This window comes from Clostridium sp. MCC344, assembly GCF_018785365.1.
Classification (GTDB): Bacteria; Bacillota; Clostridia; order Lachnospirales; family Lachnospiraceae; genus Pilosibacter.
On the sequence record NZ_WQPQ01000008.1, the window covers coordinates 22,089 to 48,106 of the forward strand.

Here is a 26,018-nt window from a genome sequence, read left to right on the forward strand (position 1 = left end):
TCCTTCCATTGGAAATACAGCTCCGCCAGAGCCATCGCAGTATTGTCAAAGAGGAAGTCGATTTGTGAGAAGTCAGATCCCAGCATGACTTCCTCTTTCATCAGTTCGATCATCTCGCCCAGATCCATTACCGGATGCTCCGGTACATATTCATTTTTGAGGATGTCCAGTACATCCAGCCCTTCGTCACGCTCTAATGCTTTTATGCCCCATGCTCCCATGTCGGCACCTCTCTTTCTTTATTTTGTATCAAGCTTCTATTGTCAATCATAGTTCTCCAGCCGAATGATAGGCCGATAAAAGTCATAATCTCCGTTTAGTTCATTGTCCTCCTGCACTTCCGGCTTACAGTGGGGCGAACAGGGTAGGAAACCGAGAAATGGGCCCAGCCCACCGCAGATATTGCATCCGCCATCGCCGCCGCAGGTGGTAAGCCTATCAGCCTGCACCACTTCCCGCATATAGGGATCGTAGGCGATGGACAGGCCGAAGAAGTTGGGTTCCTCCATGTCATAAGGCCGGTTCTCATCCTCATCCATATCCTCAAACCAGCGCAGACGCATGGAGTAGTCTAACCCATCTCCCCATGGGAACAGGGTCCGACACCCTCCGCCGCACAGGTAGGCCCACTCGTCCGCCGTGGGCAGGGAGAAGCCCCTGTTTTCCAGCATGGCAAGAAGCGCATCGTAGTCTGTGCGGTTATAGATACAGATCTGAAAGCCCTTTTCCGTCCGCTCAATGCGGGCCGACTGATGCAAGGTAAGACTGCTGCTGTCACTCCAGGCAAAATCACGGAATTCCTTCAGCCAGTCAGGGTGGGCAGTCAGCCTGGGATCGTCCATTTTGACTGGCTCCCAGTTAATTTCCTCCAGTTCCCGGCCCACCAGCATGGGGCCAATGGCCGCCTGCCGAACGGGAGCCATGCTTTCCCGAATCATCTCCTCCGGGTTCTGCGGTTCCATTTCCCATTCCCGGAACAGATACTCCAATTCCTCCCGGCTCTCCTGATTCAGTCCCTCGGCAAACTGCTCCCAGCCCAGGGTGACGGTATCGCCGGGGACAAAGACGAACTCCCGACCATCTTTCTTGAAGATGCCGGTGGTGCAGCTCTGGCCCCAGCGGTCAAAAGTATGTAGACCGAGAAAGGTCATATCATAACGGGCAGCCAGGCTTTCCATCAGTGTCTGCTTCTCGGTTGTATCCATTTGATTGAATTGGGGACGAGACAGTTTTTCGTTCATAGTAAGTTCTCCTTCGATTCGTTTTGCGTGTTCCAGCAGATAGCTCCGACCATCCTGCTTGGCCCGTTCCAAGTATTGTGGAAGCAGGTCGGAATGGATGGCGTCCAGTGAGACCAGAACGGCGATCCGCTGGTATTCCTGAAGTTCAGGAGAGTAACAGTTGCGCTCCCAGAACAGCGGAGCGAACTGTTCCACACAGTCAGGACGCAGAGCGGGCATCGCCAAAAGCGCCCGCCGGCTCACATATTCATTGGGGTCCTTTGCGAAATCTAGAATTATATCCCTGACTTCCTGACTACATGAGCATTCCGGCAGATAGGCGGCAAACTGCCACTTGGCCTCACTCTCATTGGAGGCTGCGGCCCTGCGGCAGAGGCACTCAAACCATTTGGGATGGGAAGTGGTTTCCTGTATAAATCCCTCCGCTTCGTTGGCTCTGGCAATTAAATAGACCATCTCATCCAGCAGAATGCTGTCTGCCATTTCTGCATCCATTTGGGTCAACACATGGCAAAAGGCATCAAATATATCATTCCACGCAGGGTAATCGACCTCCCATGCACCGCCGATCTCCTCGGTGGTTTTTCCGGGATAAGTGATTTCCTGCCACTGATGAAATTTTCCTACCTGCTCCAGCAGGCGTTCACGAATGCCCTTTGCCATGTGCTCACCTCACTATTCTCCGAAATGTTCCAGATACAATTCCCGCACGGAATAAGGACCTACAAGGGTTGTTTCCTGTCGGCCATCCCAGGAATACACATGAATTTTGCCCTCGTCCCCAATGTACTGCTGCTCCTCAAAGGATGCAGGGAAGGGGAAACTTTCTACCACGCTCCAGTCAATCTTGGGTTTCAGCCCATCAAACTCCTCGCACTTGAGCCTTTTGAAGTTGAATACCAATGCTGCCCCGATTCCATCGAACAGCAAGTCTGCGTATTCTCTGGGGGTGATGCTCTCGCTTACATTGGCAGCGTCAACATTGACATCCAGAACTTTGTTGCCGCAGTTTGTCCAGATTTTATCAGGAGAGAACCAGGTGGTGCGATCCTCAGTGTCTGCAAAATTCTCACGGGGATACCATCCGTTTGCGCTGTCCGGCTTGACGCCTTCCAGAAGCGGCCCATTATACGGGGAAAGCGGATAATATTGGTGCCGCACCGGATCAAATCGGCCAAAGGCAATTTTCAGCAGATACTTGTGCTTTTCGCTGCGCATGAGCTTATGGGGCTTCACGATATGTTCCTCTATCAAACTCCAAATGTACTCATCCACATGGATGGATACACGGGGGCGGCCGAATAGTGTGATTTTGTTGGTGTCTGTATCCACATTGAGCCAGACGCGATTGATTTCAACCATTGTCATTCCTCGCTTTTCAAAACGCTCCGCTATAAAATCGGCTTTCCCAGATGGCCTCAAATTCCGCCTGCTCTATGATGCAGGCGTGGAATTCCTCGCCCCAGACATGGGCGTTCAATTCCTCCACGGTGGGGATCGGCGTGATCTCGATGGCGCCGTCGTAAAGGTCAGGGATGTTACGGGTGCGGCCATTCGCAAAGATGTCGATGGAGCGGAGGGCCAGCCGCTCATTTTCGGTATCCACTTCATAGAGGATGACCGGTGGTTCTCCCTCCGGTGCGCCCTCCCAAAAGAGCTTGATGTACTCGGTCTTGCCAAGATAAGTCCGCATCGTTTTTTCATCAGCACAGGCCGCCCGGATCATTTTGGCCAGCATCATCAAATCGTCGATGTATTGGGAATAGACGCAGAACACATCCTCGTCGGAGTCGAAGTGAAACAGATCCATGCCGCTGTTATTTTTCTCAAACTCCCGGATCACGCCCCGGACCAGCCGTTCCCAGTCTCCGCTGCTGCCGGTCAGTCCCAGCCGGCAGAATTCTTCTGTCCGGAACCCGTCACTGATCTTCAGCAGAAGGGAGATGGCATAGGGGTGGTGGGGAATGAGAAAGAATGGCGCGATCTGCTCCGGCTTTACCCAGATTTTGAAGGGCGGACGCGGATCGGGTATCCAGGGCAAGATTTCCCATTCGTCCTCCGGTCGGTTTCCGTATTGGCAAAGGTCTTTCATAGTGTTCTCCTCATTCGATGTCGTTTCGTTCTTCTTTTACATCCAGTGGAGCGCCGTCCAGAGATGTGATCTGTGACAGTTCTGTTTCCGTCAGATTCTTCAGGAAAATGCAGTATTCATTTGGGTATCCGCCCACAAACTCCATTTTGGGCATCCCGATCTGCTGCGGGTCGGTAATCCACAGGCAGGGTTCTCCCGTTGCCCAAAAGTGAGTCAGCGTAAGAATTTGGCCGTTGTAAATTACTTTCTGTTCCATCCTCATTTCTCCTGCATTTGCCTCAGCAGCTTCACGATCCGCTCCCGGTTCTTTGCGGTTTTCATGAAGGTGGGGAGATGGTCAGCCTGGGTCATTTTCGCTCTTCCCGGCGGCTTTTCCCGCAGGTCGGCGCTGAGATAGCCGATCAAATAGGCAAGATGTTCCCGGTTGAGTGCCCAGACCGACTTACCCTGGAAGGAGGTCAAAAACCATAGTTCCAACCTGAAATAAGGTTCTCGCCCATCCCTGATTTCGCCAATATATGAAAACGCCTCCGCTGTTTTATGAACTTCTCCTGACATGGTTGTTCCACAATAGGGACAGGCCACATGGAGAACGGAAAACTGCTGCTTTGCCTCATCTTCAATATCCACCCGATAGTATCTGCCGCAGTTTTTGCACTGGTTATGGACATCATAGCGGTAGATCGTCCGGTCGCGGGTCTCCTGATGGCCGCAACTCAAACAGCGGAAATAGGCGTTATCCTCATCCGCTGTCACCACACCCGCGCCGTGGCACTTGGGGCATTTCACCTGAATGCCGGAGGTCAGGGCGTTGTATGCACTGTATGTAAAGTAGGGTTTATCGACGATTCGGCTCATGCGCCCACACACTCCTTTCATCCGTCTTTCTCTAAATAAAATCCCCATACGCAGTTGGAGAACTCTCCAGCAGCAAAGCGGTGGATCTGCCCATCAATCTCTACCTGCCAGACCTCGAAGGTATGGTCTTGGTGATAGATGGGGTCTTTGATTTTTACCCGCTTGCCGGTGGTTTGCCAGTCGTAGTCAAAGATGTTCACACCGAACAATTTGCATTGACCGTCCGGGCCAAAGGTTTCATATTCCCAAGCCATGTGATGCCTCACACTTCCGTGCGCTGCCAGCCGTTCAGCCGCTCCTGCACCGCATCAATCTTCCAGCCTTCGCCCACACGCTTCATAAGAAAGCGGCGGTCAAAGCCGGTGTTTTTCTCCCTGGTGTAGATGTAGAGCTTGTTTTTGGTGATCTGCTCTGCGTCAAGGAATTCTTCCCCGTTGTAGGTGCCCTGGGCGCTGTATGAGAGGCCCAGAGGTCGATAGCCCGGACGGGGCTTTTCGCTCACATATTTCTCCCAGATCGTCAGCAGGCGGGGCACTGCCTCAGCACCTTCAAACCCGGCCTGCTCCATGTACTGCTCCCACTGCGTCATCTCGGCAAAGAAAGCGGACAGCACCCTGCGGCATTCCGCCGCCGCCTGCTCATCCAGCTGGACGGGCTTTTTGGCCTTTTCCCGCTGGAGCTGGAAGAAGTGTTCCATCTGCTCCTGGGTGAATTGCACATGGGCCACTGGCTCGATGCGGTTGTTGCCAGCGATGGCCAGCAGGCCCTCATAGGTAACGGCGGTATGGTCGATCTGGATGTGGGAGAGCTTGGGGATGGAGGCCGCCTGGAGCAGACCGGCATCATCCAGCCCGGTACGGTTGAGCGTCAGAAGGTCCAGCTTGCAGCCTTGCAGAGCGGACAGACTGCTGCCGTGGATGGCGGCGTTACCGTCCAGCAGCAGATAACGCAGCTTGGGCATAGCGGAAAAAACGGGGAAACAGGCGTCAGTGAGCGCACCGTCCTCCACGCCGAAGTTGGCCATGCTTTTATGTCCGGCAAAAGGGGCAAGCAGTTCATCCGTCACCGGATAGCTTTTCACATGGAAGCCCACCAGGGTGTAACCGGCCAGCTGCTCCATGATCTCTGTGGTCAGCTCCGGAATATCAAATTTCTTTTCTCCATCTAAAGTTAGGACACCGTTTTCCCAATCCGCTGTTCGTGCCCGTTTTGGTAATTCCATAGCGCGCCTCCTTATTCCTGCTCTTTGTAACTGGCTTCAATGTCGATGAACCGCACATACACGGCGCAGACTTCGCCCTTTGCATCATAGCCGAAGTAGACGGGATAGTAGCCGTCACCCCAGCCGGAAGCAAAGATGGGCAGGTTGCAGTCCGTGTCCGGCACTGTCCAGTTGAGCCAGTCGCCATAGTCCCCCTGATATTTGGGGGTGGCTTTGGCGTTTTCCTCCAGAAGATCGCAGAACAGGTCGTTGTAGGGGTCGATGTCCGGGTCCTCCTCCAGCCGCTTGGCCCAGTAGGTCTTGAAGGCCGCCTGGGTCTGGATGTCCGCAACACAGCCCATTCCGGCATCCACGCCGAAACCGAAGTAGTCGTCATCTCCCAGCGCCGCGTCCAACTCCTCGTTGCCCGTCATGCCCAGCTCATAGCGGACAGGCTTTTCCTGGCTGACCTCCACCTTGACACAGGCATAGCGGTCACCATATTTCTCACTGGGCACCACGCAGATTTTCACGGGATAAGTTCCGGTGGGGATCGTTTGAAGGAACGGCAGCGTGTCCTCCAGTTCCACCAACGGATCGCAGGCGAAAATCTGCCCGGTGGGGAAATGGACGGCGCCGATGTCTAGCACATCCACCGCCATGTTCCCAATCACTTTCTCTGTGAAATGGGCCTCTAAGTCATCTTTACAGGTCAGTCTATCCTTGATTGCTTCGTATTTGTTCAGCCATTCAGTTGTAGGCATATCAGTTTCCTCCTGTTGATTCAGTTTCTTGATGTACACGCTCTTTGAGCCATCCCAGTAGCAGTTCACACACCGGCCATCCTGAAAATGATGGTCACAATTCGGGTAGCCATAGAGAACATGGGCACATTCCGGGCACAGCCCCATCATCTGTGAGGAGCCTTTGAAAAACAGGCTTCCGCACTCATCACAAACGGCCAGTTCTTTTTCTGCCATAGGGTTCACCAGTCCCGTTCCCGGATGGACTCCTCGGTGTCAATGGGGATGCCAAACCACTCCAGAATGTAGGCCACGGTTGCCGCGATACATTCCCGTGCCACCGTTTCGAGTTCGCTGTCGTGCTCGTCAAACTCCTCCTGGAGATCATTGATGTCGCAGACCGCCTCGTCCAGCGTCTCCTGCACCGCATCGGTATTGGTTTCGCCGCTCTCCAGCAGGTCGATGACTTTCTGGAGTTCGTCCTTTACCTTGTCCACCAAAAAAGCAGGATAGTAATCGTCTTGATATATCTCGTCCAGCAGCTTGTAATTGGGGTCAAATGCTTTCATAGGGATTGCTCCTTTCCTCGTGTATGTCAGTCACGCTCAGCTCTCATGGGTGATACAGAAAATCTCCTTGTTCAAGTCAAAGTAGGTCACCATCAGTTCGTCAGTAATCTCCGGATTGAAGGACAGGTCCAGAATGAAAACTTGCTGATCCATCTCGTCATCCACCAGACTGCCGAACCGCTTGAGCTTCAAAAAGTCCACCATCTCGGCAAAGGACAGCTTGGATGGGTCGGTTCCCGGAAAAAGTTCCGCCGCAATATCCGGGCCTACATCGTCCCGGTGGAACTCCATGAAAAATGTCACAACGCTATGGTAGCGGCTATCCTCGTCCGCCAGTGCTGCTTTGATGGCGGCTTTGGCCGTCTCCGCCAATTTCTCCGCCTCATCCAGCATTTCTCCCACCGCATCCATGGCAGCAGGATCGCCGGTCAGTTCTTCCTCTACATCGAAGATAAAGGGTAGTCCCGATTCCCCGGGAAAGTTGAAGATTTCCTCGCCGGGTGTATATGTAAAATCAATGCGTTTACAGTTCAGCTTCATAATGTTATCCTCCTGTTATCTGGTTGCGGTACTCCTTCTCCAGCGCGGTGTACCACCGTTTCAGCATAGTTTCCAGACTGGTTTTTCCTTTGCAATCTGTAAAAACGAGGAACTTCTGCATCAGTCTGGGGAATAGATATTTGCCTGCTTCTGTCAGATCCTGATTGATATAGACCATCCGCAGGATACGGCCCTGCCGGTCCAGAGGGTTCTTTTTCAGCAGTTCCTTTTCAAAGCAGAAGCGCAGGAATACCACATTCTCGTCGTAGAAGTCCTCCACTACAGCCGCGCCGATGCTGGTGTATGTGATGTCGTACACCAAACGGCTCCAATCAAATTTCTCGGCATAGAGAAGTTTCAGCGCCTTCGCCCAATGTTCCTCCGGGATCACCAGCATCCTGTGCTGGGCGGTGCTGGAGTAGCCGTGGCAAACGGGTTCCGGCTGCCCCAGCAGTTCACTCACACTGTCGGCGTAGACGAAGCACAGCTCCTCATCGAACAGGCCACCGATGAAGTTGCCGTTGCAGTACAGCATATAATTCTTGGACTTGGCCGGAGAATAAGAGAGGTTATATTCCTGCGAGTCCAGGCTTTTATGTACCTTGTTCAGAAAGTCTATTGATGTCATGGCTTTACTCCTCAAACTCGCCCTCGATCATCCCGTTCAGATACCGGCCGGGATCTGCGATGAAGTCATCCCATTTGGCCAGAGGGTGGAATTCCTCATGCTCGATATCCAGATACCACAGCTTTTTGTCCCTGGGGCTCCACAGCAACAGATAGTCGCTGTAGTTATCCATCTGCACCATCAGGGAGAGCAGCTTCTTCCGTTTCCAGGTCATCTCCTGCACATCCATGAAGGAGTAGAGCTCCGCCCACTTCACCCATTTTTGATCCGGGAACTCCAGCCGTAGGGGGCCGGTCTTCAAGTATTCCACCAGCTTGGCGGGCAGCTTGTAGGGCATGAGCTGCCGGATCTTTTCCTGCTCGTTGTGCCATTCCTCCGGCTCCAGAGCTTTCAGGTAGTCGGCCAGCTCTTGATTTTTGTTCTGCACCGCCACGGTGTAAGGCCGGTCGCCGTATTTGTCAGCAATGGTGATGTCGGCCCCCTGTTCCACGAGCCAGCGCACCATAGGGAAATTGTTGGAGCGGGCGGCCTCGGTGACAGGGGTGGAGGCGTAAGGGAACACCATGTCCGGCTTGTGATAATTGATGTCTGCCCCTTTTTCCAGAAGCAGCCGGGCAAGTTTGGTATTGCCCTCGGACACAGCGGCCCGGAATGCCTCGCCGCCAAACTTCTCCACTGTAATCCCGGCTTGCTCCAGCACCTGGATATTCTCCGGGCGCTTGCCCCAGCGTACTTCCTGGAAGGCCCGCTCTTTCTGCTTCGAGCTGAGTTTTGCGGCCTGTCCAGCAAAGAGCGCCACCACCTCCGGCCCACAACAGCGGGCGGCGGTGAGCAGCAGGGGCTGTTCCTCTGCCAGACTGGAATCAGCTCCATGCTCCAGCAGGAAGTGGATCATGGGCACATCATTCCGAAAAACCGCAATCTCCAACGGCATCAGCTTGATGTATTCGCTGAGCTGGATGGGAACATCTAAATCCAGACCGCCTTGGAGCAGCGCCTCCAGCTTGGAAGTGTCATGGTCACAGATGGCGGCAGCCGTTTCCGGGAGGGTCTCCCAGCGGCCAATATATGCAATTTGGTACATAAGACACCTACTTTCGTTGTTGTTTCACTTGATAGGGAACGGTCCGGCCCAGCACCCGGCCTTTGCCAACGGCATTGGCTCCCGCATTATTTTCCAGCGGGCCGTAGTCCACGGCATCCGGGTAGAGGGGCTGGGCATTTCCCAAGGCCGGTTCATCAAATGTACACTCGGTTCCGTCCAGAAAGCATACCCCCAGATATTCCGTGGTTCCTTTGACGACAAAATGGGGACAATATTTCCACTCATCAGACTGGGGGGAGTCTTTCGCTTGCCGCTCCAGAAGATGGCCTCCACATAGAGCACCGCCCGGTTTTCATCTGTCCCGATCATGCCAGTCGCTCCATTCCTGCTTAATCGCCAAACCGCTCGGCGGCATCCTGGTAAACGGTGATGCTTTTGGCAACCTTCTTTTTCTGGCTTCGGATGCGGAAGTAGTCCCGTAGAATGTGCTTCAGTTCCGGGTTTTCCACCTTGCGGGGCAGCAAACTGATGAACATTTCGTCGTAGCTTTCGTACAGAACACCACTCCGGTTGTAACTTTGCCAAGTCACCGTAGGCTTTCGACCTTCAGGGTCTTTGGCCAGATCAAAAAGCCACCGCTCATCCAGCTCCACATAGCGTTCAAACATAAAGGTCGTGTCATAGGACCCGTAGCGTTCATGGCCCCAAAAGATGAACGCAGTCATTCCATCAGGCCCCAGGCGTTCATAGATCCAGTCCTCCGGATAACAGCGGTAATCCAGCATCCCCAGAGCATTGAACAGGTAGATTTCTTTGGGAGTTCCCAGCAGGAGCGAATAGGTTTCATACACCTGTTCCTTGGGCTGGGTGATAATTGCTTTCATAAAGACTGGAATCAGCCAACTGCCGCCATAGCGTTCATATAGTTCATCGGCCAGTGCTTGTAGTCGTGTATCCGGGTTTCGAATCAAGGAGGCGGTCAGAATCAAAGCCGGAATCTTCTCCATTTCCTTTGGCTTTACTTTATAGAGCCCCAGTCCTTGGGAAATGTGCCATGTAGTGCATTTGTCACCATCATAAAAGGGGGTGTGCTTGAGATGGCCGATCCGTTCCGCATTTTCCGCCAGAAAACGGTACACCTCCAACATCTTGGGGGAGGCTTTGCCCAGCATCAAATGAAAACAGAAATTCATCTGTTCCACCTGTCCCTCTTCCAGCGGTTTTGTATCCGCCTCATCCAACAGCAGGGAGAGGGTTTTCAGGATGACTGGGGCAATCTGCTCCGATACACAATCCGAGCAGGCATCCGACATGATATGGCTGCCCATCCATTTGCCCTTGACCAGCTTGGCCCACAGTGGGGCAGCAGGGGCATACTCCAGCTGCGCCAAAGCCTTTTGAGCAGCCGTTTTGCACTTGCCCTTTTCTGTATTCACAAGCTGGAGAAACAGTTCGCCGTTTGCTTCCTCTTTGCCCAGCGCCAAAATGGCCTGTTCTCGCTTTACACCCTTGGGAGGCAGTTGTTCTAAAGTCATCGTAGTATTCATAGCGTCTCATCCTCGTTCATAAGTTGTCCCTGCACCTCTCTGGGCAGGTCGTTCCACAAAATATCGTATGTAAAATCCCGAATCTCCGGGTAACACTCCCGTGCGGTCTTTTCCGCAATATCTCTATTCAGGTAGTGCATCTCTTGGTGGAAAAACCAGTTGAGTTTTTCCATCAGCCGATAGAGTCGGATTTGTTCTTCTTGGGTCATGGGATTGCTCCTCCTATTTCAACTTCAGCACAAATCCCCAGATACTCACCACAATCAGGAGGACACCCAGCAGAAAGAAAACCACACGCCGGTATCCTCTGCTGTGTCGATGAGCATCCCGCGTACCAGTGGGGTCGCAGAGCCAGTTCCAGTTGCGGATCGCCCCAATTAAAATCACGGCCCCGATGAGCACCGAGGCAATGTACCAATGCTCTTGCAAAAATGCTGTGATCTGTTCACTGTTCATTTACAGATACCCCCCTTTTTTTACATCATCGGGAGTTTCCTTTCGGATGATTTCCTCCCGCTCTTTTAAATCCAGCTCCAGAGCTTTTTCCTCCTCCAGATATTCCTCGCAGTCCCGAACCAGCTTTTGAGCGGCTGGGGCATCCGGGGCCAGGGCCAGCCAGCATTTTGCGTATTCATAGGCGGTGGCTGCGGAGCGGTATGCCATCAGGCAAGAATAGCCCATCCGGGAGTTCCAGTAAGGGTCGTTCTCTCCCTGGGTGCGGACGGACTCCAGCAGATCAATGGCGTGTCGGATGAGATCCCCGTCCACTTCACCGTCGGTCCCATGCACTCCATGATCTCCCAGAACCGCCAGATTGCTGTAAGCCCGACTCAGCTTGACGGTCAGCAAATAGCCCCGCTCCTGTTCCGGGATAGCTTCGATGGCCTGGATGCACTGGGAATACTCGTCCTTGCTATTCCACTGTTCGAGTTGCTCCAGCAGCTCTATTTCTTCTGTCCGATTCATCGTTTCACCGCCTTTTCTGTGTTATCCCTTGCCTTTTTTGAAGTGTCCACTGCCTCGCCAGGTGTTGACCACACAGGTGAAGATCTGACCACAGTGCTTGCACCGAATCATGTGAGCCATAATTTCGTCTGCCCATCCATCCTCAGTCTTTACCTCCTCCAGCGGGCAGGTGGACTCCTCTGCCATCAGTTCAAATTGGCCTTGTCCCACCAACTGCTGAATATAAGCAATACAGGCCAGGTAGTCCTTGGGCGCATCAAATTTTCTCCATGTTTGAATGTTTCGGTAGTGCTCACACATATAGCAGCGTCTCCTCTCAGGTCTGCTGATGCTGCATGGATATGATTTGGCAGTCTGGACAGAATTCCACATAGAGCGTGCCCTCCGCACAGTCAAACACCGTATCCCACTGAACCTGCGCCAGATACTTCATGGGCTTACCGCAGTGAGGACAGGTCGTATATTCCGCATCCTGAACCCAGTTGGCAAAGCCGCCGATGGTATTCACATCCTGGCAGGCCGCGCCGTAAAACAGGGGCACAGGCGCTTCGCCCAGCACAAAGGGATTTTCCGTGAGGGCCTTGTACTCCTCGGGACTGACATAGCAATCCGTCTTCTCCGCGCCGTCAAATAGCTCAGAGGGAAAGACCTCCACGCCGCCATCCAGGGTAAACCGGTTGAAGGCGGGGCCTTTGAGGAATCCCACGCAGCTGGGGCAGCAGGTGGCAGTCAGGATACCATCCAACCCCAGAAATTTCAGACGCTCATCCCGGCCGTCCAGCACCAATATATCCACCATGCGTCCGCCGCAGTGGGGACAGGTATCTTCCCGTTCTCGGCCAATGCAGACGGGAGATTTCTCGCCAGTGGTTCCCTTGACCATAGGATAGCAGGTGTCGAAGTTGAGTTGGATTTTCTGGCCCTCCTTGTCGAAGGTCCAGCCTCCGATCTGCGCATAGCTGGATGGGTCTACATAGAGGCCCTTGCGCCAGGGCCGGGGATTTCGCTCCAGCTCCAGCAGAGTCTCCATTGCCTTGTCATCTCCTTGCATAGCAAGGCAACTCATCAGGTTGGAGGCCGCGCTGGAATTTTCCGCGGACAACAGCGCATGAATCAGACCATCTCGCACATCGGCGGGAGCGTGATAATAGATCTCACAGGGCCAAAACACCTCTGCGGCCAGTGCCATCCGCTGAATCTCTGGGGTGATGACATCATGGTAGCCAAGCAGCTGCCAAAAGTCGGCGAACTCTGGGTCCTCCATATCAGCCAGCCTCTGGATGTTCTGTATCAAGTTTCTTTGTTTTTCGACAATTTGTTCCGGCGTCCAGGCCAGAGCAGCTTGCCGTTCTTGCTCGCACTTACATTTCCAACACAATCCCTCATAACCCAATGGGGTTCCACAGCTGGGGCAGGTATATTTCAGACTCATGTTCTCATACTCCTTTCAGGCAATAAAAAAGCCCCACGCCGCACTGTCATAAAGACAGGCTGACGCAGGACATGAAGAAGCCGCGTTGAAGGAGCCGCATCCACCAGCGGATGTAGTTTCTTCAACAACCAAAATATTTTTTTCGTATCTTAAAGCAGCAAATTGCTGTCCAATATATTTGTTCATAGCGGCACCATTTGTTCTGAGCGTAGTTTTATATCTTATTATATCACAGCACTCCTTCAATGAAAATATTTTGTTGGAAATGCCAATGAAAAATTTTTGTGAATTTGTTAAGTCGTAGGGGTTGTTATTTCCATAGTATCTGGATGGATCAGAGTGATTGCTTTTCCGTTTCGTAAGGCATAATTGACTGTCTGTGCTGTGCCTGAGCGCAGCTTTTTCTGATTATCAAACACACCGATGATGTACTCTGCATGATCGACCATATAATAATTTCTTTTTTTATAACTGGAAACATCCGCAGAATGTGAAATAACAATAGAATCGTTTGCGTTTTGGATCAGCTTTTTCAATCTATGTCTACTCTGATCCGGCCATTTAGAGTCATAGCCGATGAAGGGAATTACAACGATAATTTTAATATCCTCGTATCCTGTTTGTGCTCTCAATGTTAGAAGCTGTTCTCCAGCCCACATATCCACACCAAGAGCACCGCCGACAAAAAAAGTACGGACAAATTTCTCGTCATGGAGTATGCGAAACTGCTCCAGGAGACATTCTTTCAGCTTTTGGCATAGAGGATCTTCCTCATTATATCCAAAGCAAAATCTTGTTGGTCTGTGGCCGGTAATGGCACAGGCATACTGATTCATACAAATCACCCTTGATAACTGCCTTGATTACGCATATAAAGCAAAAATAACGCAAATAATAATGCGTATAAAGGTTATATTACAAAATTATAACACAACACATACGAAGTATCAAGAATTGCTTTCTGCTATGCTAAAAGAGCAGAGAGGTGAGCGTATGGACGAAGAATTTATCCGCAATCGAATCACAGAATTACGATTGAAAAAAGGCGTTTCAGAATATCAGATGAGCATGGAGTTAGGGCAGAACAGAAGCTATATTCAGGCGATTTCTTCCGGGCGTTCTATGCCGTCTATGAAGCAGTTTCTCAACATCTGTGAGTATTTTGAAATCACGCCGCTTCAATTTTTTGATGCACAGGAGAATAACCCTCAGCTTATCAAGAAGGCTTTGGACGGAATGAGAAAGATGTCAGATGACGATCTGATTATGCTGATTGGTTTTATAAGTCGCTTAAACACAGAAAACTAACGATAGGAGGCAGTAAGCGTCCCGTCGTTAGTTTTTTCATTTTATGCGCAGCATATTGTGGCAAGCAATGCTTGTGGCTATCCATTTCGCCACAAACTGCTTGTTGAGGGCAGTGCCCCCAAGCCCCTTTGAACACAGAATTTCATTCTGTGGCTGCGCGTTCTGCGAACACTTTTGACCAGGACCAGCTTATCGCTGGCCGTGGTCTTTTTCTTTTTCAACATCCTGTTCTACCTCCATTTTCAGCACTCGATCCACATTGGCCTTTGCCGTTAAAAGCTCCCGCATTTCCTCACGGGAACGCCGGTACTCGGCATAGGTCTTTTTCTTTTCTTCCAGCAATTTCGCATACTCTGTCTGCAACTCTTTGACCTTAGGCAGCTTCTTGACTCCCATTTCATCAAAGGCATTCTTAGCAGCCTGGTGGAGCAGAATTTCTTCCTCATGTTCTTCCCGGAATTTCTTAGAGTAGCCGGCCTTGCGGTATGCCACATAGACCTCACGGGTCTTGGCATAATTTACGATGTGAGTACGCAGAACAGCAATCTCTGCCATGCGCTTTTCAGCCGCCTTGATCTGCGCCGAAAGCTCATTGTGATGTGCCGTGGCAGCCGCAGCCTTTTCTTCCAAAACCGCATACTCCAGCAGATTGTTCTCTGATAGGTAATTCATGGTCTGTGCCATTTGTTTCAGATTGAAAACCTTGGCCCATCGAGCATAGCCAGCACCTTTTCCTGCCTGCAATTTTGCCTGAATGTCCACCAGCAGATTGACCTTCGGCGGCTCTGCCTGTGCGACCACTTTCTTTCGTGGGGTATGCGCTTTCTTCCCGGAGAGAACCGCCTGCAAATCATCTAATCCATATCCTTCGCCCAGGCTGTCCATACGGGCGGCTTTCTCCCAACTGGGGAGCTTCAAGCGATACGATTTCCCTCGTTTTGATACCTCACAGCCGGACTCTTGCAGCAGCTTCAGCAACGCCTCAAAGTCAGTAGGACTTTGTGATAATGCGTTGTCAATCGCTACACGCAGCAGCTCTCGGTGAGAGGGCTTTGCCTGATCTCCCAGCCATTTGTTATAGCTCTTTCCGTGAGGTTTCGGATTCTCCACAATGGACAGTCCGTTTTCGACGCAGATGGTGTCACTTAACTGTCGGACTGCCTTGGTGCTGCCCCAAAAGTTTCGGAATTTCCGGTCATATTCTAAGCTGACCGATGACCAAATAATGTGATTATGAATGTGCGACTTGTCTATGTGAGTGCAGACCACAAAGGCATGATTGCCTTTGGTAAAGCGCTTGGCAAATTCTACGCCCAGCCGATTGGCTTCCTCCGGTGTGATCTCACCGGGGCGGAACGACTGGCGCACATGATAGGCAATCACATCATCCGCACCGCGCACTCGTCCGGTCGCGGCAAGGTACTGCCGCTTTGCCAGAAGGAACTCTGCATCCGCAGTCCTGCTGTCACACGCATAGCCGGTAATGAGCCTGCCATTATCTGTTTTTTTTGGATTGGCCACATAGTCGATGATGTCACTGATCGCCCGACTTTCTGTGCGACCCTTGCCGACATGAAGCGGCATGATTCTTGTGGTTGCCATGAAGAAACACCTCCCTCAAGCAGAAATAAATTTGATATTATCTGTAAAATCTCGTATAATAAAAACTGAAAACTCTAACTGAAAGGAGGCTATTGCTCCTATGACAGAAACAGAACTTTTGACACTTATACGCGGTGGAGAAAACATCCGTGTAGAGTTTAAGAAATCCACGAATGATGTTACAAAAGATGTATATGATACTGTCTGTTCTTTCTCCAATCGCGAAGGAGGAATTATCGTCCTGGGTGTAAAAGATAATGGAGAAGTTTTAGGAATTGATCCTGATGCAATAGACCGGATCAAAAAAGATTTTGTAACCTCTATTAACAACGGTCAAAAAATCAATCCACCGCTTTACTTACAACCAGAAACATATACGATAGATGAACGAACTGTTTTAGTCATTCAGGTTCCTGTTAGCAGTCAGGTATGTCGGCATCATGGCCGCATCTTTGATCGAAGCCATGAATCAGATATTGACATTACGGACAACTCTGATATGGTATATCAACTCTATGCAAGAAAAAGCGGAAGCTATTTCGTCAATAAAGTAACCCGCTTTCAACTTAGTGATCTCCGCTCAGATTTGATTGAACGGGCAAGAATGATGACAACAAGCCGCACTGCAAACCATCCATGGAAGTCCATGTCTGATGAAGAACTGTTGCGTAGTGCTGGTCTGATCTTAAAAGATGAAGAAAAACAAATAGAAGGAATCACTCTGGCTGCAATTCTTCTTTTTGGAAAAGATGCCACCATTATGTCTGTTCTTCCACAGCATAAGACGGACGCTATTTTTCGTGTAGAAAATCTGGATCGGTATGATGATCGGGATGTTATCATCACAAACCTCTTGGAAACTTATGACCGCCTGATAGCCTTTGGGCAAAAACATTTAAGTGATCCTTTTGTTCAAGAAGGGATTCATAGTATCAGTGCCAGAGACCATATTCTCAGAGAGATTTTCTCAAACAGTTTGGCTCATAGAGATTACTCCAGCGGATATGTTGCTAAGTTTGTCATTGAGAAAGATCGCTTGTATACAGAAAATGCCAACCGTTCTCATGGTCATGGTGCGCTGCATTTGTCCTCTTTTGAACCTTATGCCAAAAATCCACCTATTTCAAAAGTATTTAGAGAAATCGGTCTGGCTGATGAATTAGGGTCTGGAATGAGAAACACCTATAAATATACGCAGCTTTATTCCGGCGGCACACCAGAGTTTATAGAGGACGATGTGTTCCGCACCATCATTCCATTGACACCAATCGCTGTTGAAAAGGTTGGACCCCACAACACAACCCATGATAAGACCCATGATGCAACCCATGATAAGACCCATGATAAAATTCTTGCGTTTTGTATGACGCCTCATTCTAAAGCAGAAATCGCAGAACATTGTGGTTATAAAAACACAAAGAATTTTACAAATAGGTATCTGCGCCCGTTGCTTGATGCTGGAAGTCTTAAAATGACACTCCCGGACAAACCCAAAAGCAAAAACCAAAAGTATATCACAGTTCATTCCGAATAAATAAAGACGCAGGATCTTGGAGATACACTCTATCATCCTGCGTCTCTTTTTGTTATGTCCATGCCTTCCTTTCGTGCTACCATCCTGCGCGAATGTAGCACAAAAGTAAGAAGCTTTTCTTCTAAATCAACTATATACCCAATCCTGGATCGCAAATTTCAAACTCTGCACCTTGCCCAGCAGCCAGATCGCAGCCAGTGGCAGCCCCATAGGGCTAATCAAAAATGCCATGACTAAAAGGATCAAACCATTTTGCAGGGAATAGGTAAGCAGCACAGCCACGCCAAGCAGAGCAATCACCATGCTAAGCAGGCCGAGCACCAGACCGGATATGTAGATCAGACCCATGCAGAGCCAAACAAAAAGCGTCAACACCAAAATGACCGGCGCAGTTATAATCATCAAAAGCCCTTTCAAAATCTTCATATCATTTCCTCCTTGCAGCGTTCTCGGTATCTTTTCTACTCATATTATCTGGTATGGACAGGCAAAAGACAAGGATACCGATAAAAAGAAAAAGCGGAGAGAGGAGCAGCGAAGTAATGCCGTTCCTCCCTCCGCAAATGGAGTATCTATCCCTGTTATGAAAGTTTGGAAAGTTGGGTAAGGATTTCCTTCACACCCTCCCATAACTGTTCCTGCCGCTGGGATATATCCTCCAAGTCAGCATCATAAGCCCGCCCTGTCTCATGCACTTTACGGGTCAGCTGATTCAAATTATTGCTGCTTCGGCGCATCAGGGAGACCAGTTCCTTTAGCTCCGGCAGTTCCAGCTTGACCACATACCCATCCAGTGCCATTTTTCTTAGATAGGCTTCACGGTTTGAGGTTCCAAGCTGAGACATTTTTTGCTCAATTACAGCAAGCTCCTCCGATGAAACTCTAAAGTTTAATTGCATATCCCTCTTGCGCTTTGCCATGGTTATCTCTCCGGACCCTGTTTCTTCGGGGCGGCAGGCTTATGGGCAGGTAGCTCCTGTTTGAGCTTTTGCAGGACAGAGCCTTTTTCTTTCTCCTGAACGGTCTTTCGAGCCTGTCTTGTAAACAGGTCTACAAGTCCCGGATTGACCTGATCTACTACCAGATAAGCATTGCGGCGAAACGATTCTTTGTCCTCCGGCATAGGAATGGTCTTTGCCCATGCTTTGTTGTCACGGGAGATCCGCCCATCTGCATCCTTATGCTGAATGGTATTGGCGAGAATAAAGTTCATTCGCTCCGGTCCGAATTTCTCCATGACCTCCTGCACCGCAGAAGCGGTATCCAGTCGGTTGTCTCCGTAGTGGGTGCTGATTGCCTGCTCAATGGCAACTTTACAGGAAAAATTCGCCTGGTCAGACAGCCAATATGCGTCTGTTTCTCCATGCTTAGTCGAGTATGAAGCAGAATGAAGATAAACTACCATAGGATTAAGTTCTTCTGGTTCTCTGCATACCTCATTGGCTCGGCTTTCAATGCTGTCCCGGATCACATCCATATAGCCGGTCTCCAGCTTTTCAAAATAGCGGTACACATCCGCCAACGGAGAGGGAGATTCCAAAAGTGCCTGAGCCTGGGTGTCGGTCAACTCCAGCTCCTCCATCGCCATCACAATATCCTCACGGACAGTATATTCATAGGTGTGGTGTAGGATTTCTTCCGGGGGCTGGCTTTTCAGCCAGTCCCTATATTTTTCCTGCTCAGTGGCCATCTTTTCATAAAGGGCCGTATTCAGATTATTGGTATTCATGTTATCGCACCTCCTCATGCTGTTTTGGTTTCTTGTCTGTACTGCGGGGCGTCGCCGGACGCTTCAGGCTGTCCAGCACCGAAGTCCGTGTGCTTTTGGCAACAACAGCCTCGGCGTGTGCCTGTCCCTTTCCGTCGATGTTGAGCAGGGTATCCAGTTCCACCAGACGGGCATTTTTGCTTCGCAGTTCTTCTTCATAAAGGAATGGCTTTCCGACTTCCTCCTTTGCGGCAGCCTGCTGCTGATAGAGGTTATCCAACTGGGCCTTTGCCGCCTCCAGACGCTGGGGCATCTGGGCGAGGGCATTGTCGATACGGGTAAGATTTCCGCGAGGGTCTGTACCAAGGGTTGCCCGGTGGGTCATCTGTCCTTTCAGCAGGAGCGCATACTCCTGTTTCCAAGCGGAAAATTCCACGGATATGGCATAGCCCCGGTAGCTGCCAATCTGCACCGGATCGGAGGTTTTGACCTCCTTGCAGGCATCCAAAAGGGCTGCGCCGGCGTTCTCCTTATCGGTCAGCAGATCGCCGCGGATTTCCATACCAGCAAAACCGTCCTCCGGGTGCGGGTGAGCTGCCAAAACCTCCAGGTCAGATTCAAAGCCTATGATAAAACCTTTGTGCTTTTCAATTTCCTCCGGGAAGTATTTGAGCAACTGGTCCTCCAGACGATATTGCTTGCTCTGGTGGTCGGCTTTCATCAGCTTCAGGCGGGATACCTCCACATCCAAATCCATGCGTTCCTTGATACGGGGGTCTCCGGCACACAGGGCCTTGATCTCGGCAAAGGAAAGCGCCGTTTCATCCACATCGTCGCAGCTTCTCACAGGCGATTTCGAGGTCATAATCTGGCTGATGAATTTCTGTTTGTTTTCCACCGTCTGCCAGAGGTAGGCGTCAAAGGTTCCTTCAGTCACATAGCGGTACACATGGACAAGGGGATTCTGGTTGCCCTGGCGCTCGATACGGCCCTTTCTCTGGGCAAGGTCTCCCGGTCTCCACGGGCAATCCAGGTCATGAAGTGCCACCAGACGGTCCTGCACATTGGTGCCTGCGCCCATCTTGGCGGTGCTGCCCATAAGCACACGCACCTGACCGGTACGGACTTTAGAGAACAGCTCCTTTTTCCGCACTTCGGTGTTGGCTTCATGGATAAAAGCGATCTGGTCGGCAGGCATCCCCTGGACAATGAGTTTCTGACGAATATCGTCATATACCGTAAATGCCGGTTCCTGCTCCGGCAGAGGCACAGCGCCTTCCAATGCGTGAAGCAGTGGATTATCCAGTGTTTTCGCCGCCTTGCTTGCAGGAGCTTTTGCCTGTGGTGTAGAAATGTCGCAAAACACCAGCTGGGTCAGCTTGTCAGCTTCGCCATCCCGCCAGATCTGCATGATGTTCTCTACGCACTGATTGACCTTTGTGCCGGGTTCATCTGGGAGCATCTGGTTGACGATCCTCTGGTCAAGCCCCAGCTTACGGCCATCCGAGGTAATTTTGAGCATATTGTCCTGGGACGGGTCAACGGTTCCGCTGTGTACCAGCGATGCGCGCTCCGAAAGGGCCTTGACCATTTCCTGCTGATGTTCGGTAGGCTGCGCCACGATGTTGTGGTATTCCACTTCCGGGGTAGGCAGATTCAGCTGGTCGGCAGTCTTAATGTCGGCCACTTCTTTGAACAGGTTCATCAGCTCCGGGAGGTTGAAGAACTTACTGAATCTCGTTCTTGCCCGGTAGCCGGTGCCTTCCGGTGCCAGCTCCAATGCTGTGACAGTCTCCCCAAATCGGGAAGCCCAGCAGTCGAAGTGGGTCATATTCAGCTCTTGCAAGCGTTCATACTGAAGGTAACGCTGCATGGTGTAAAGCTCGGTCATGGAGTTGCTGACCGGTGTGCCGGTGGCAAAAATCACGCCACGGTTTCCGGTGATCTCATCCATATAGCGGCACTTGGCAAACATATCGGAGGATTTCTGCGCGTCCGATGTGGATAAGCCTGCCACATTCCTCATTTTTGTGTATAGAAACAGGTTTTTATAGTTGTGGGCCTCGTCCACGAACAATCGGTCCACACCCAGCTGCTCGAAGGTTACCACATCGTCTTTTCGCCCCTCGGCTTGCAGCTTTTCCAGTCTGGCTTCCAGAGACTTTCTGGTACGCTCCAGCTGCTTGACGGTAAACCGCTCGCCGCCGCTGGCCTGCACCTCTGCGATGCCCTCGGTAATCTCGTCGATCTGCTCATAGAGAAGCCGTTCCTGACGCTCCCGGCTGATGGGGATACGCTCAAACTGGCTGTGTCCCATGATGATGGCGTCGTAGTCACCGGTCGCAATACGGGCACAGAACTTTTTGCGGTTATGGGTTTCAAAGTCCTTTTTGGTTGTAACTAAGATGTTGGCGGAAGGATAGAGGCGCAGAAACTCCGACGCCCACTGCTCGGTCAGGTGGTTGGGAACCACAAAGAGAGATTTCTGGCACAAGCCCAGGCGTTTGGCTTCCATAGCAGCAGCTACCATCTCAAAAGTTTTGCCCGCGCCCACTTCATGTGCCAACAGGGTATTACCGCCATACAGCACATGGGCGATAGCGCTTTTCTGGTGTTCCCGCAGGGTAATGGCCGGATTCATGCCACCAAAAGTGATATGGCTGCCATCATACTCGCGGGGACGGGTAGAGTTCATTTCTTCGTTGTACTGGCGCACCAAAGTCTGGCGGCGCTCCGGGTCTCTCCAGATCCAGTCCTTAAAGGCTTCCCGGATCGCCTGCTGTTTTTGAGCAGCCAGGGTGGTCTCCTTGGCGTTCAGCACGCGGCGCTCTTTTCCGTCTGCGTCCTCTATGGTGTCATAGATACGGACATCCCGCAGGTTTAAGGAATCCTCCAGAATCTTGTAGGCATTGGCGCGGCTGGTCCCATAGGTGGTGTAGGCTGCCACATCGTTGTAGGATACGGAAGATTTCCCCTTGATCTGCCATTCAGCGGTAAAGGACGAATAGTTGACCTCGATACTGTGCTGGAGATAAAACGGGGTATTGAAGGTCTCATACATAAACTGCTGGATATATTCCTTGTCGATCCAGGTAGCACCCAAACGCACCTCGATCTCCGACGCATCCAGGTCTTTGGGCTGGGCGGCGGTAAGAGCTTCCACATTGACTGCATAAACCGGGTCCTGCTGTGCCGCCCGCTGCGCCTGACGCAGTTTGCGGCGTACATTGCCGGAAAGGTATTCATCAGCAGTCACATAATGGGGTGTGCCGTCTTTCTCCAACTGTCCCGGTACACGGAAGATCACGCCTTGCAGTTCTCCGGCCAGTGCTTCTTTTGTTTTTCCGGTAAGCTGGCTCATATAGTCCATATCCACGCAGGCTTTTTCTGAGATGGACACCGCCAGTGCTTCGCTTGCCGTATCCACCACAGCCACCGCCTGATGGGGCTTGATGGTCCGCTTGGTGAACATATCTGCCTTACGTTCCAGTTTCCCATCCTCGTCAATGACTTCCAGCGCACAGAGCAGGTAATAGGAAGAATCATCTGCATAGGCCAGTCGGTTTGCACGGTCATTGATGAGACCGTATTTGGAAGAAAAGCTGTCATAGAGGCTGTTCAGTTCCGCCTGCTTTTGGGTAATGGTGCTGTCCGAAACCGCTGCATCCATCTGAAGGTCGATCAGTTCCTGCACACAATCGCGCAGTCCCACAAGACCTTTTACGCGGGCTTCTGCGGTGGTGTTGAGATCCGGGCGCACCATGCGGCTGTTTTCCCGGTAGTACACCTGCCCGTCTACAATGGCATAGGAATAGTTCTTCACATTAGGATCGGCAGGAATGGAGGTGTCAATGGCTTCGCCTTCGCCCAGCTCCGGCAGCTCTGCCTCCTGATAAGTCCCATGAATGTACTTCACAGCATCATGCAGCTGGTCGGAAAGCTCCAGTCCCTCGATAGGATTCACAGTGTAGTCCATACCATGAGCAGTGCTTACCGGCTCCTGTCTGCCCAGCACCATTTCCGTGTGGTCGATAAAATACCGGTTGATGGCAAAACCGTCCTCCGTCTGTCCGGTCTGGGTCCATTCCGGCACGATGTCCAGCGGGCGGTCCCGCTTTTGGAGAAAGATGATGTCCGATACCACCTCGGCACCGGCATTCTTTTTGAACGCGTCATTCGGCAGACGGATAGCTCCCAGCAGCTCAGCACGCTGGGCAAGATAGCGGCGCACGGTGGAATCCTTGGCGTCCATGGTATATCGAGAGGTCACAAAAGCTACCACGCCGCCGGGACGCACCTGGTCGAGTGCCTTGGCGAAAAAATAGTTGTGAATACTAAAGTTCAGCTTGTTGTAGGCTTTGTCGTTGACCTGATACTGACCGAAAGGTACATTGCCGATGGCAAGGTCAAAGAAGTCACGCCTGTCGGTGGTCTCAAAGCCGCCTACTGTGATGTCCGCCTTGGGATAAAGCTGCTTTGCGATGCGCCCGGAAACCGGGTCCAGCTCTACGCCGTACAGACGGCTGTTTCGCATTTTCTCCGGCAGCATACCAAAGAAATTGCCCACACCCATAGACGGCTCCAGAATATTTCCGGTCTCAAAGCCCATACGGTCCACCGCTTCATAGATGGCCTGAATGACCGTAGGGCTGGTGTAATGGGCGTTGAGGGTAGAGCTTCTGGCGGCGGCATATTCCTCCGGGGTCAGCAGCTCTTTCAGCTGGGCATACTCGGAAGCCCATGCCGGTTTTTCCGGGTCAAAGGCATCGGCAAGACCGCCCCAGCCCACATAGCGGGATAGGACCTCCTGCTGTTCCGGCGTTGCCTGTCCGGTGGTTCCCTCCAGGTATTTCAGCAGCTTGATTGCCTCGATATTTGCCTGGAACTTGGCTTTCGGACCGCCTTCACCCAAATGCTCATCGGTAATACGGAAGTTCTGTGCATTGCGGCGCAGGTTTGCCTTGTATTCCTCATAGGAGGCTTCCTCGGCAGCTTTGGCATTGGGGAAGGTCTGCCACTGGCCGTTGACCTGAATGGAAACCGGGTGTTCATCCAGCACTTCCTCAAAGGTTTTCTCCGGCTCAGTCACAGGGGCTGGTGGCTCCGGCTCCTCGATATGCAGCCGTTCCACCACCACATCATAAGGCAGATTGTTCTTGTCTCCCGGATAGACGGCCACGGTCTCGGAATGGAAAGTCGGAGATTCGGCAGCCGGTTCGGGGCGTTCCTGTCCAAAGCCATCCAGCTGACGGACATACATCCCGCGTAGCAAAGGCGCAACTTCATCCCAGCGGAAATACAGCACAGCCAGACGCTTTTCCTCTGCGTCCAGGACTTCCAGCTCCATGCCCTGTGCCGTGGTACGGTAATCGGCAATATCGCCGGTCTCCAGATTCAGGGTCTCGATCTCACGGGGATAGTTTCTACTCAGCCAGTAGGCGATCTCGCTGTTGCTCCTGCCGGATTGCAGCAGCGTGGAAATCTGCTGTTTATCCGCTTCATCCATCAGTCCATGGACCAATACATCCCGCAGGTCCTGATCTGCCTTGTCCGGGTCAACGGGAAGAAACTCGGTATAGTAAGCATTGCGGCGATCTGCCCGAAGCAGCTGCTCGAACTGTTCTTTGCGCTCTGCCCGGTAGATGGGATATACCATACCGGTGGGCAGAAGCTGCACGGTATCATCCAGCAGCTCGGTGATCTGATAGGCGTCATCCTCGATATACACGGTATCGCCCACGGCATAAACCGGGGCGGCAGGGTCATAGGAGGTTCTTTGTGGAATGGGGCTGCGAACGGCATCATATTCCTCATCGGAAATGGAAACTTCGGAAGTCTGCTCTGTCTCGGCAGCTGCGATCTGCTCTGCATCCGACATCACCTGCTGGATAAACGGGTCATTGTCCAGTTTTTCCGGGTCTGCCACCTGACCATTGACGATTCCTCTTTCCTCCAGGGCTTCCCGGATGGCGATGGGGTCGATGTTGTCAAAACGATCCTGTTCTTCTTCGGTATAGAACCGGTCCTCCTGAATAAGCTGGGCAAGCCTGCGCTGTACCTTCGGCCAGGGCAGCTGCGTTTCCTCCGGGCTGCCGGCACGAGTAATGAACAGGCTGTTGCTGTTACTGCCGCCGTATTCCTGAGCCAGCCATGCAGCGGTATCTTTCTCTCTTGCATGGTCTTTCATATAGCGGATGACAGCGTGTTTACTCTCAATATTGCCGTTCCATGCACAAAGGGCAGTATCAATATCTTTCTGAGAAAGAGGGCGCAGAAGTTCATGGAGCTTTGGATAGGTTTCGTCGATCACTTCCCGGTGCAGACGCTGGCGGAACTCCGGTATATCAGAATAAAGGCGGATCAGCTCCATATCCTTAGAACCAAGGACTGCACGGCGCACAGCGGCATTACCCTCTATGACAGCATTTTCACGGTCAGAATGACCGCAGGCATTGCGGTATGCGGCATCCTCGGAAATGGCGGCAGTCACAACAGGCTTATACTGCTCAAACTGCTCCCGAAGGGTAGGCTTTGGAGTTTCTTCCTCCACCTCCGGCTGCTGGGCTTGGATGGCATCTTCTTCTGCCAGTTCCTTTTCAGCCTGGATTTTGTCATACTGCGCCTGTTCCTGTTCGGTAAGATAGCGGCCTTTCTGAACAAGAGAGGTAATGCGCTTGGCAACATTTTCCCAGTTCAAGTGAACATCCGGGCAGTCCTGCTTTTTATAGTGCAGTCCTTTCCCATCGTGATCTTCGCCGCTGTGTGTTGCTCCGGACAAGGCATGAGAGCGTCCGCCAATGCCATACTCGTCTTTGAGGAATCTCACTTTCTCCTTATCCGTATGGTTTGCCATGAAGAACGCATAGATACGACCTTTTCCTCCGGCGAAACTGCTGCCACCGGTCATAGCGGCGTCGATCTCATCCTCGGTAATGAAGTGCTGGACAGTTGGCACTTGGGAAAGATCCGAAGAAAAGGTCCTGCGTGGCAGGTCAAGGTCTTTC

General features: G+C 51.7%; 27 protein-coding genes. 2 read left to right on the forward strand and 25 right to left on the reverse strand.

What is annotated here, in order from left to right; translation table 11 throughout:
- Nucleotides 1–263 precede the first annotated feature (263 nt).
- The 20 genes from GPK90_RS19705 to GPK90_RS01700 all read right to left on the reverse strand — a co-directional run bounded on the left by GPK90_RS19705 (nucleotide 264) and on the right by GPK90_RS01700 (nucleotide 13,698).
- Nucleotides 264–1,241, reverse strand: coding sequence for a hypothetical protein (locus GPK90_RS19705; protein WP_040649815.1), 978 nt, complete (start codon nucleotides 1,239–1,241; stop codon nucleotides 264–266).
- Nucleotides 1,242–1,916: 675 nt separating this feature from the next.
- A complete protein-coding gene (locus tag GPK90_RS01610; protein WP_020989793.1) occupies nucleotides 1,917–2,603 on the reverse strand; it encodes a hypothetical protein in 687 nt (228 codons plus the stop codon).
- Nucleotides 2,604–2,619: 16 nt separating this feature from the next.
- Nucleotides 2,620–3,333 (reverse strand): immunity 51 family protein, encoded by a 714-nt coding sequence (locus GPK90_RS19710; protein WP_050005804.1) that lies wholly within the window; start codon nucleotides 3,331–3,333, stop codon nucleotides 2,620–2,622.
- 10 nt (nucleotides 3,334–3,343) lie between these two features.
- Nucleotides 3,344–3,589, reverse strand: a complete 246-nt coding sequence (locus tag GPK90_RS01620; RefSeq protein WP_173015261.1) for a hypothetical protein — start codon at nucleotides 3,587–3,589, stop codon at nucleotides 3,344–3,346.
- 2 nt (nucleotides 3,590–3,591) lie between these two features.
- Nucleotides 3,592–4,191, reverse strand: coding sequence for a hypothetical protein (locus GPK90_RS01625; protein WP_050005806.1), 600 nt, complete (start codon nucleotides 4,189–4,191; stop codon nucleotides 3,592–3,594).
- Nucleotides 4,192–4,208: 17 nt separating this feature from the next.
- Complete coding sequence (locus GPK90_RS01630; protein ID WP_002576922.1) at nucleotides 4,209–4,445, reverse strand: hypothetical protein; 237 nt, start codon at nucleotides 4,443–4,445, stop codon at nucleotides 4,209–4,211.
- Between the two features lie 8 nt (nucleotides 4,446–4,453).
- A complete protein-coding gene (locus GPK90_RS01635) occupies nucleotides 4,454–5,413 on the reverse strand; it encodes an NTF2 fold immunity protein (RefSeq protein ID WP_097838502.1) in 960 nt (319 codons plus the stop codon).
- Nucleotides 5,414–5,424: 11 nt separating this feature from the next.
- On the reverse strand, nucleotides 5,425–6,372 hold the full coding sequence (locus GPK90_RS01640) for a DUF4241 domain-containing protein (protein WP_118041377.1): 948 nt from the start codon (nucleotides 6,370–6,372) through the stop codon (nucleotides 5,425–5,427).
- A 5-nt stretch (nucleotides 6,373–6,377) separates the two neighbouring features.
- Complete coding sequence (locus GPK90_RS01645) at nucleotides 6,378–6,704, reverse strand: DUF5713 family protein (protein ID WP_118041375.1); 327 nt, start codon at nucleotides 6,702–6,704, stop codon at nucleotides 6,378–6,380.
- A 36-nt stretch (nucleotides 6,705–6,740) separates the two neighbouring features.
- Nucleotides 6,741–7,244, reverse strand: a complete 504-nt coding sequence (locus GPK90_RS01650) for a DUF2004 domain-containing protein (RefSeq protein WP_097775149.1) — start codon at nucleotides 7,242–7,244, stop codon at nucleotides 6,741–6,743.
- 4 nt (nucleotides 7,245–7,248) lie between these two features.
- Nucleotides 7,249–7,872, reverse strand: a complete 624-nt coding sequence (locus tag GPK90_RS01655; protein ID WP_008982531.1) for a hypothetical protein — start codon at nucleotides 7,870–7,872, stop codon at nucleotides 7,249–7,251.
- A 4-nt stretch (nucleotides 7,873–7,876) separates the two neighbouring features.
- Nucleotides 7,877–8,956, reverse strand: coding sequence for an ankyrin repeat domain-containing protein (locus GPK90_RS01660; protein WP_008982530.1), 1,080 nt, complete (start codon nucleotides 8,954–8,956; stop codon nucleotides 7,877–7,879).
- 350 nt (nucleotides 8,957–9,306) lie between these two features.
- Nucleotides 9,307–10,464, reverse strand: a complete 1,158-nt coding sequence (locus GPK90_RS01665; protein WP_100932250.1) for a hypothetical protein — start codon at nucleotides 10,462–10,464, stop codon at nucleotides 9,307–9,309.
- Complete coding sequence (locus tag GPK90_RS01670; RefSeq protein WP_008982527.1) at nucleotides 10,461–10,673, reverse strand: hypothetical protein; 213 nt, start codon at nucleotides 10,671–10,673, stop codon at nucleotides 10,461–10,463. The genes GPK90_RS01665 and GPK90_RS01670 overlap by 4 nt, the downstream gene beginning before the upstream one ends.
- 13 nt (nucleotides 10,674–10,686) lie before the next feature.
- Nucleotides 10,687–10,920, reverse strand: coding sequence for an immunity 17 family protein (locus GPK90_RS01675; RefSeq protein ID WP_002576934.1), 234 nt, complete (start codon nucleotides 10,918–10,920; stop codon nucleotides 10,687–10,689).
- On the reverse strand, nucleotides 10,921–11,430 hold the full coding sequence (locus GPK90_RS01680; protein ID WP_008982526.1) for a hypothetical protein: 510 nt from the start codon (nucleotides 11,428–11,430) through the stop codon (nucleotides 10,921–10,923).
- Between the two features lie 21 nt (nucleotides 11,431–11,451).
- Nucleotides 11,452–11,730, reverse strand: a complete 279-nt coding sequence (locus tag GPK90_RS01685) for a hypothetical protein (RefSeq protein ID WP_015563520.1) — start codon at nucleotides 11,728–11,730, stop codon at nucleotides 11,452–11,454.
- A gap of 16 nt (nucleotides 11,731–11,746) precedes the next feature.
- Nucleotides 11,747–12,862 carry a hypothetical protein gene (locus GPK90_RS01690; RefSeq protein WP_215701984.1) on the reverse strand — a complete coding sequence of 372 codons (1,116 nt, stop codon included), beginning with the start codon at nucleotides 12,860–12,862 and terminating at the stop codon, nucleotides 11,747–11,749.
- Between the two features lie 15 nt (nucleotides 12,863–12,877).
- Entirely contained in the window at nucleotides 12,878–13,048 is a 171-nt protein-coding gene (locus GPK90_RS01695) for a hypothetical protein (RefSeq protein WP_008723379.1), read from the reverse strand.
- Nucleotides 13,049–13,155: 107 nt separating this feature from the next.
- A complete protein-coding gene (locus GPK90_RS01700) occupies nucleotides 13,156–13,698 on the reverse strand; it encodes an SLOG family protein (protein ID WP_002569153.1) in 543 nt (180 codons plus the stop codon).
- Between the two features lie 130 nt (nucleotides 13,699–13,828).
- Here GPK90_RS01700 and GPK90_RS01705 point away from each other — a divergent pair, with 130 nt between their 5' ends.
- A complete protein-coding gene (locus GPK90_RS01705) occupies nucleotides 13,829–14,170 on the forward strand; it encodes a helix-turn-helix domain-containing protein (protein WP_008723376.1) in 342 nt (113 codons plus the stop codon).
- Between the two features lie 189 nt (nucleotides 14,171–14,359).
- On the opposite strand, the gene GPK90_RS01710 is transcribed toward GPK90_RS01705, so the two are convergent.
- A complete protein-coding gene (locus GPK90_RS01710; RefSeq protein ID WP_118041373.1) occupies nucleotides 14,360–15,772 on the reverse strand; it encodes a relaxase/mobilization nuclease domain-containing protein in 1,413 nt (470 codons plus the stop codon).
- Between the two features lie 100 nt (nucleotides 15,773–15,872).
- On the opposite strand from GPK90_RS01710, the gene GPK90_RS01715 reads away from it, so the two are divergent.
- A complete protein-coding gene (locus tag GPK90_RS01715; protein ID WP_118041371.1) occupies nucleotides 15,873–17,306 on the forward strand; it encodes an RNA-binding domain-containing protein in 1,434 nt (477 codons plus the stop codon).
- A gap of 126 nt (nucleotides 17,307–17,432) precedes the next feature.
- Here the strand turns inward: GPK90_RS01715 and GPK90_RS01720 are convergent, their stop codons facing one another.
- The 4 genes from GPK90_RS01720 to GPK90_RS01735 form a co-directional block, all read right to left on the reverse strand.
- A complete protein-coding gene (locus GPK90_RS01720; RefSeq protein ID WP_118041369.1) occupies nucleotides 17,433–17,732 on the reverse strand; it encodes a CD1845 family protein in 300 nt (99 codons plus the stop codon).
- Nucleotides 17,733–17,887: 155 nt separating this feature from the next.
- Nucleotides 17,888–18,232 carry a plasmid mobilization protein gene (locus GPK90_RS01725; protein WP_486463657.1) on the reverse strand — a complete coding sequence of 115 codons (345 nt, stop codon included), beginning with the start codon at nucleotides 18,230–18,232 and terminating at the stop codon, nucleotides 17,888–17,890.
- Complete coding sequence (locus GPK90_RS01730; protein ID WP_118041364.1) at nucleotides 18,229–19,035, reverse strand: DUF3848 domain-containing protein; 807 nt, start codon at nucleotides 19,033–19,035, stop codon at nucleotides 18,229–18,231. The genes GPK90_RS01725 and GPK90_RS01730 overlap by 4 nt, the downstream gene beginning before the upstream one ends.
- Before the next feature lies 1 nt (nucleotide 19,036).
- Entirely contained in the window at nucleotides 19,037–25,921 is a 6,885-nt protein-coding gene (locus GPK90_RS01735; protein ID WP_486463658.1) for an SNF2-related protein, read from the reverse strand.
- Nucleotides 25,922–26,018 lie beyond the last annotated feature (97 nt).

What these genes read in the sequence shown, in the direction of transcription:
- GPK90_RS19705 (WP_040649815.1), bottom strand. Translation starts at nt 1,241, where the DNA reads ATGAACGAAAAACTGTCTCGTCCCCAATTCAATCAAATGGATACAACC.
- GPK90_RS01610 (WP_020989793.1), bottom strand. Translation starts at nt 2,603, where the DNA reads ATGGTTGAAATCAATCGCGTCTGGCTCAATGTGGATACAGACACCAAC.
- GPK90_RS19710 (WP_050005804.1), bottom strand. Translation starts at nt 3,333, where the DNA reads ATGAAAGACCTTTGCCAATACGGAAACCGACCGGAGGACGAATGGGAA.
- GPK90_RS01620 (WP_173015261.1), bottom strand. Translation starts at nt 3,589, where the DNA reads ATGGAACAGAAAGTAATTTACAACGGCCAAATTCTTACGCTGACTCAC.
- GPK90_RS01625 (WP_050005806.1), bottom strand. Translation starts at nt 4,191, where the DNA reads ATGAGCCGAATCGTCGATAAACCCTACTTTACATACAGTGCATACAAC.
- GPK90_RS01630 (WP_002576922.1), bottom strand. Translation starts at nt 4,445, where the DNA reads ATGGCTTGGGAATATGAAACCTTTGGCCCGGACGGTCAATGCAAATTG.
- GPK90_RS01635 (WP_097838502.1), bottom strand. Translation starts at nt 5,413, where the DNA reads ATGGAATTACCAAAACGGGCACGAACAGCGGATTGGGAAAACGGTGTC.
- GPK90_RS01640 (WP_118041377.1), bottom strand. Translation starts at nt 6,372, where the DNA reads ATGGCAGAAAAAGAACTGGCCGTTTGTGATGAGTGCGGAAGCCTGTTT.
- GPK90_RS01645 (WP_118041375.1), bottom strand. Translation starts at nt 6,704, where the DNA reads ATGAAAGCATTTGACCCCAATTACAAGCTGCTGGACGAGATATATCAA.
- GPK90_RS01650 (WP_097775149.1), bottom strand. Translation starts at nt 7,244, where the DNA reads ATGAAGCTGAACTGTAAACGCATTGATTTTACATATACACCCGGCGAG.
- GPK90_RS01655 (WP_008982531.1), bottom strand. Translation starts at nt 7,872, where the DNA reads ATGACATCAATAGACTTTCTGAACAAGGTACATAAAAGCCTGGACTCG.
- GPK90_RS01660 (WP_008982530.1), bottom strand. Translation starts at nt 8,956, where the DNA reads ATGTACCAAATTGCATATATTGGCCGCTGGGAGACCCTCCCGGAAACG.
- GPK90_RS01665 (WP_100932250.1), bottom strand. Translation starts at nt 10,464, where the DNA reads ATGAATACTACGATGACTTTAGAACAACTGCCTCCCAAGGGTGTAAAG.
- GPK90_RS01670 (WP_008982527.1), bottom strand. Translation starts at nt 10,673, where the DNA reads ATGACCCAAGAAGAACAAATCCGACTCTATCGGCTGATGGAAAAACTC.
- GPK90_RS01675 (WP_002576934.1), bottom strand. Translation starts at nt 10,920, where the DNA reads ATGAACAGTGAACAGATCACAGCATTTTTGCAAGAGCATTGGTACATT.
- GPK90_RS01680 (WP_008982526.1), bottom strand. Translation starts at nt 11,430, where the DNA reads ATGAATCGGACAGAAGAAATAGAGCTGCTGGAGCAACTCGAACAGTGG.
- GPK90_RS01685 (WP_015563520.1), bottom strand. Translation starts at nt 11,730, where the DNA reads ATGTGTGAGCACTACCGAAACATTCAAACATGGAGAAAATTTGATGCG.
- GPK90_RS01690 (WP_215701984.1), bottom strand. Translation starts at nt 12,862, where the DNA reads ATGAGTCTGAAATATACCTGCCCCAGCTGTGGAACCCCATTGGGTTAT.
- GPK90_RS01695 (WP_008723379.1), bottom strand. Translation starts at nt 13,048, where the DNA reads ATGAACAAATATATTGGACAGCAATTTGCTGCTTTAAGATACGAAAAA.
- GPK90_RS01700 (WP_002569153.1), bottom strand. Translation starts at nt 13,698, where the DNA reads ATGAATCAGTATGCCTGTGCCATTACCGGCCACAGACCAACAAGATTT.
- GPK90_RS01705 (WP_008723376.1), top strand. Translation starts at nt 13,829, where the DNA reads ATGCTAAAAGAGCAGAGAGGTGAGCGTATGGACGAAGAATTTATCCGC.
- GPK90_RS01710 (WP_118041373.1), bottom strand. Translation starts at nt 15,772, where the DNA reads ATGGCAACCACAAGAATCATGCCGCTTCATGTCGGCAAGGGTCGCACA.
- GPK90_RS01715 (WP_118041371.1), top strand. Translation starts at nt 15,873, where the DNA reads ATGACAGAAACAGAACTTTTGACACTTATACGCGGTGGAGAAAACATC.
- GPK90_RS01720 (WP_118041369.1), bottom strand. Translation starts at nt 17,732, where the DNA reads ATGAAGATTTTGAAAGGGCTTTTGATGATTATAACTGCGCCGGTCATT.
- GPK90_RS01730 (WP_118041364.1), bottom strand. Translation starts at nt 19,035, where the DNA reads ATGAATACCAATAATCTGAATACGGCCCTTTATGAAAAGATGGCCACT.
- GPK90_RS01735 (WP_486463658.1), bottom strand. Translation starts at nt 25,921, where the DNA reads ATGACCGGTGGCAGCAGTTTCGCCGGAGGAAAAGGTCGTATCTATGCG.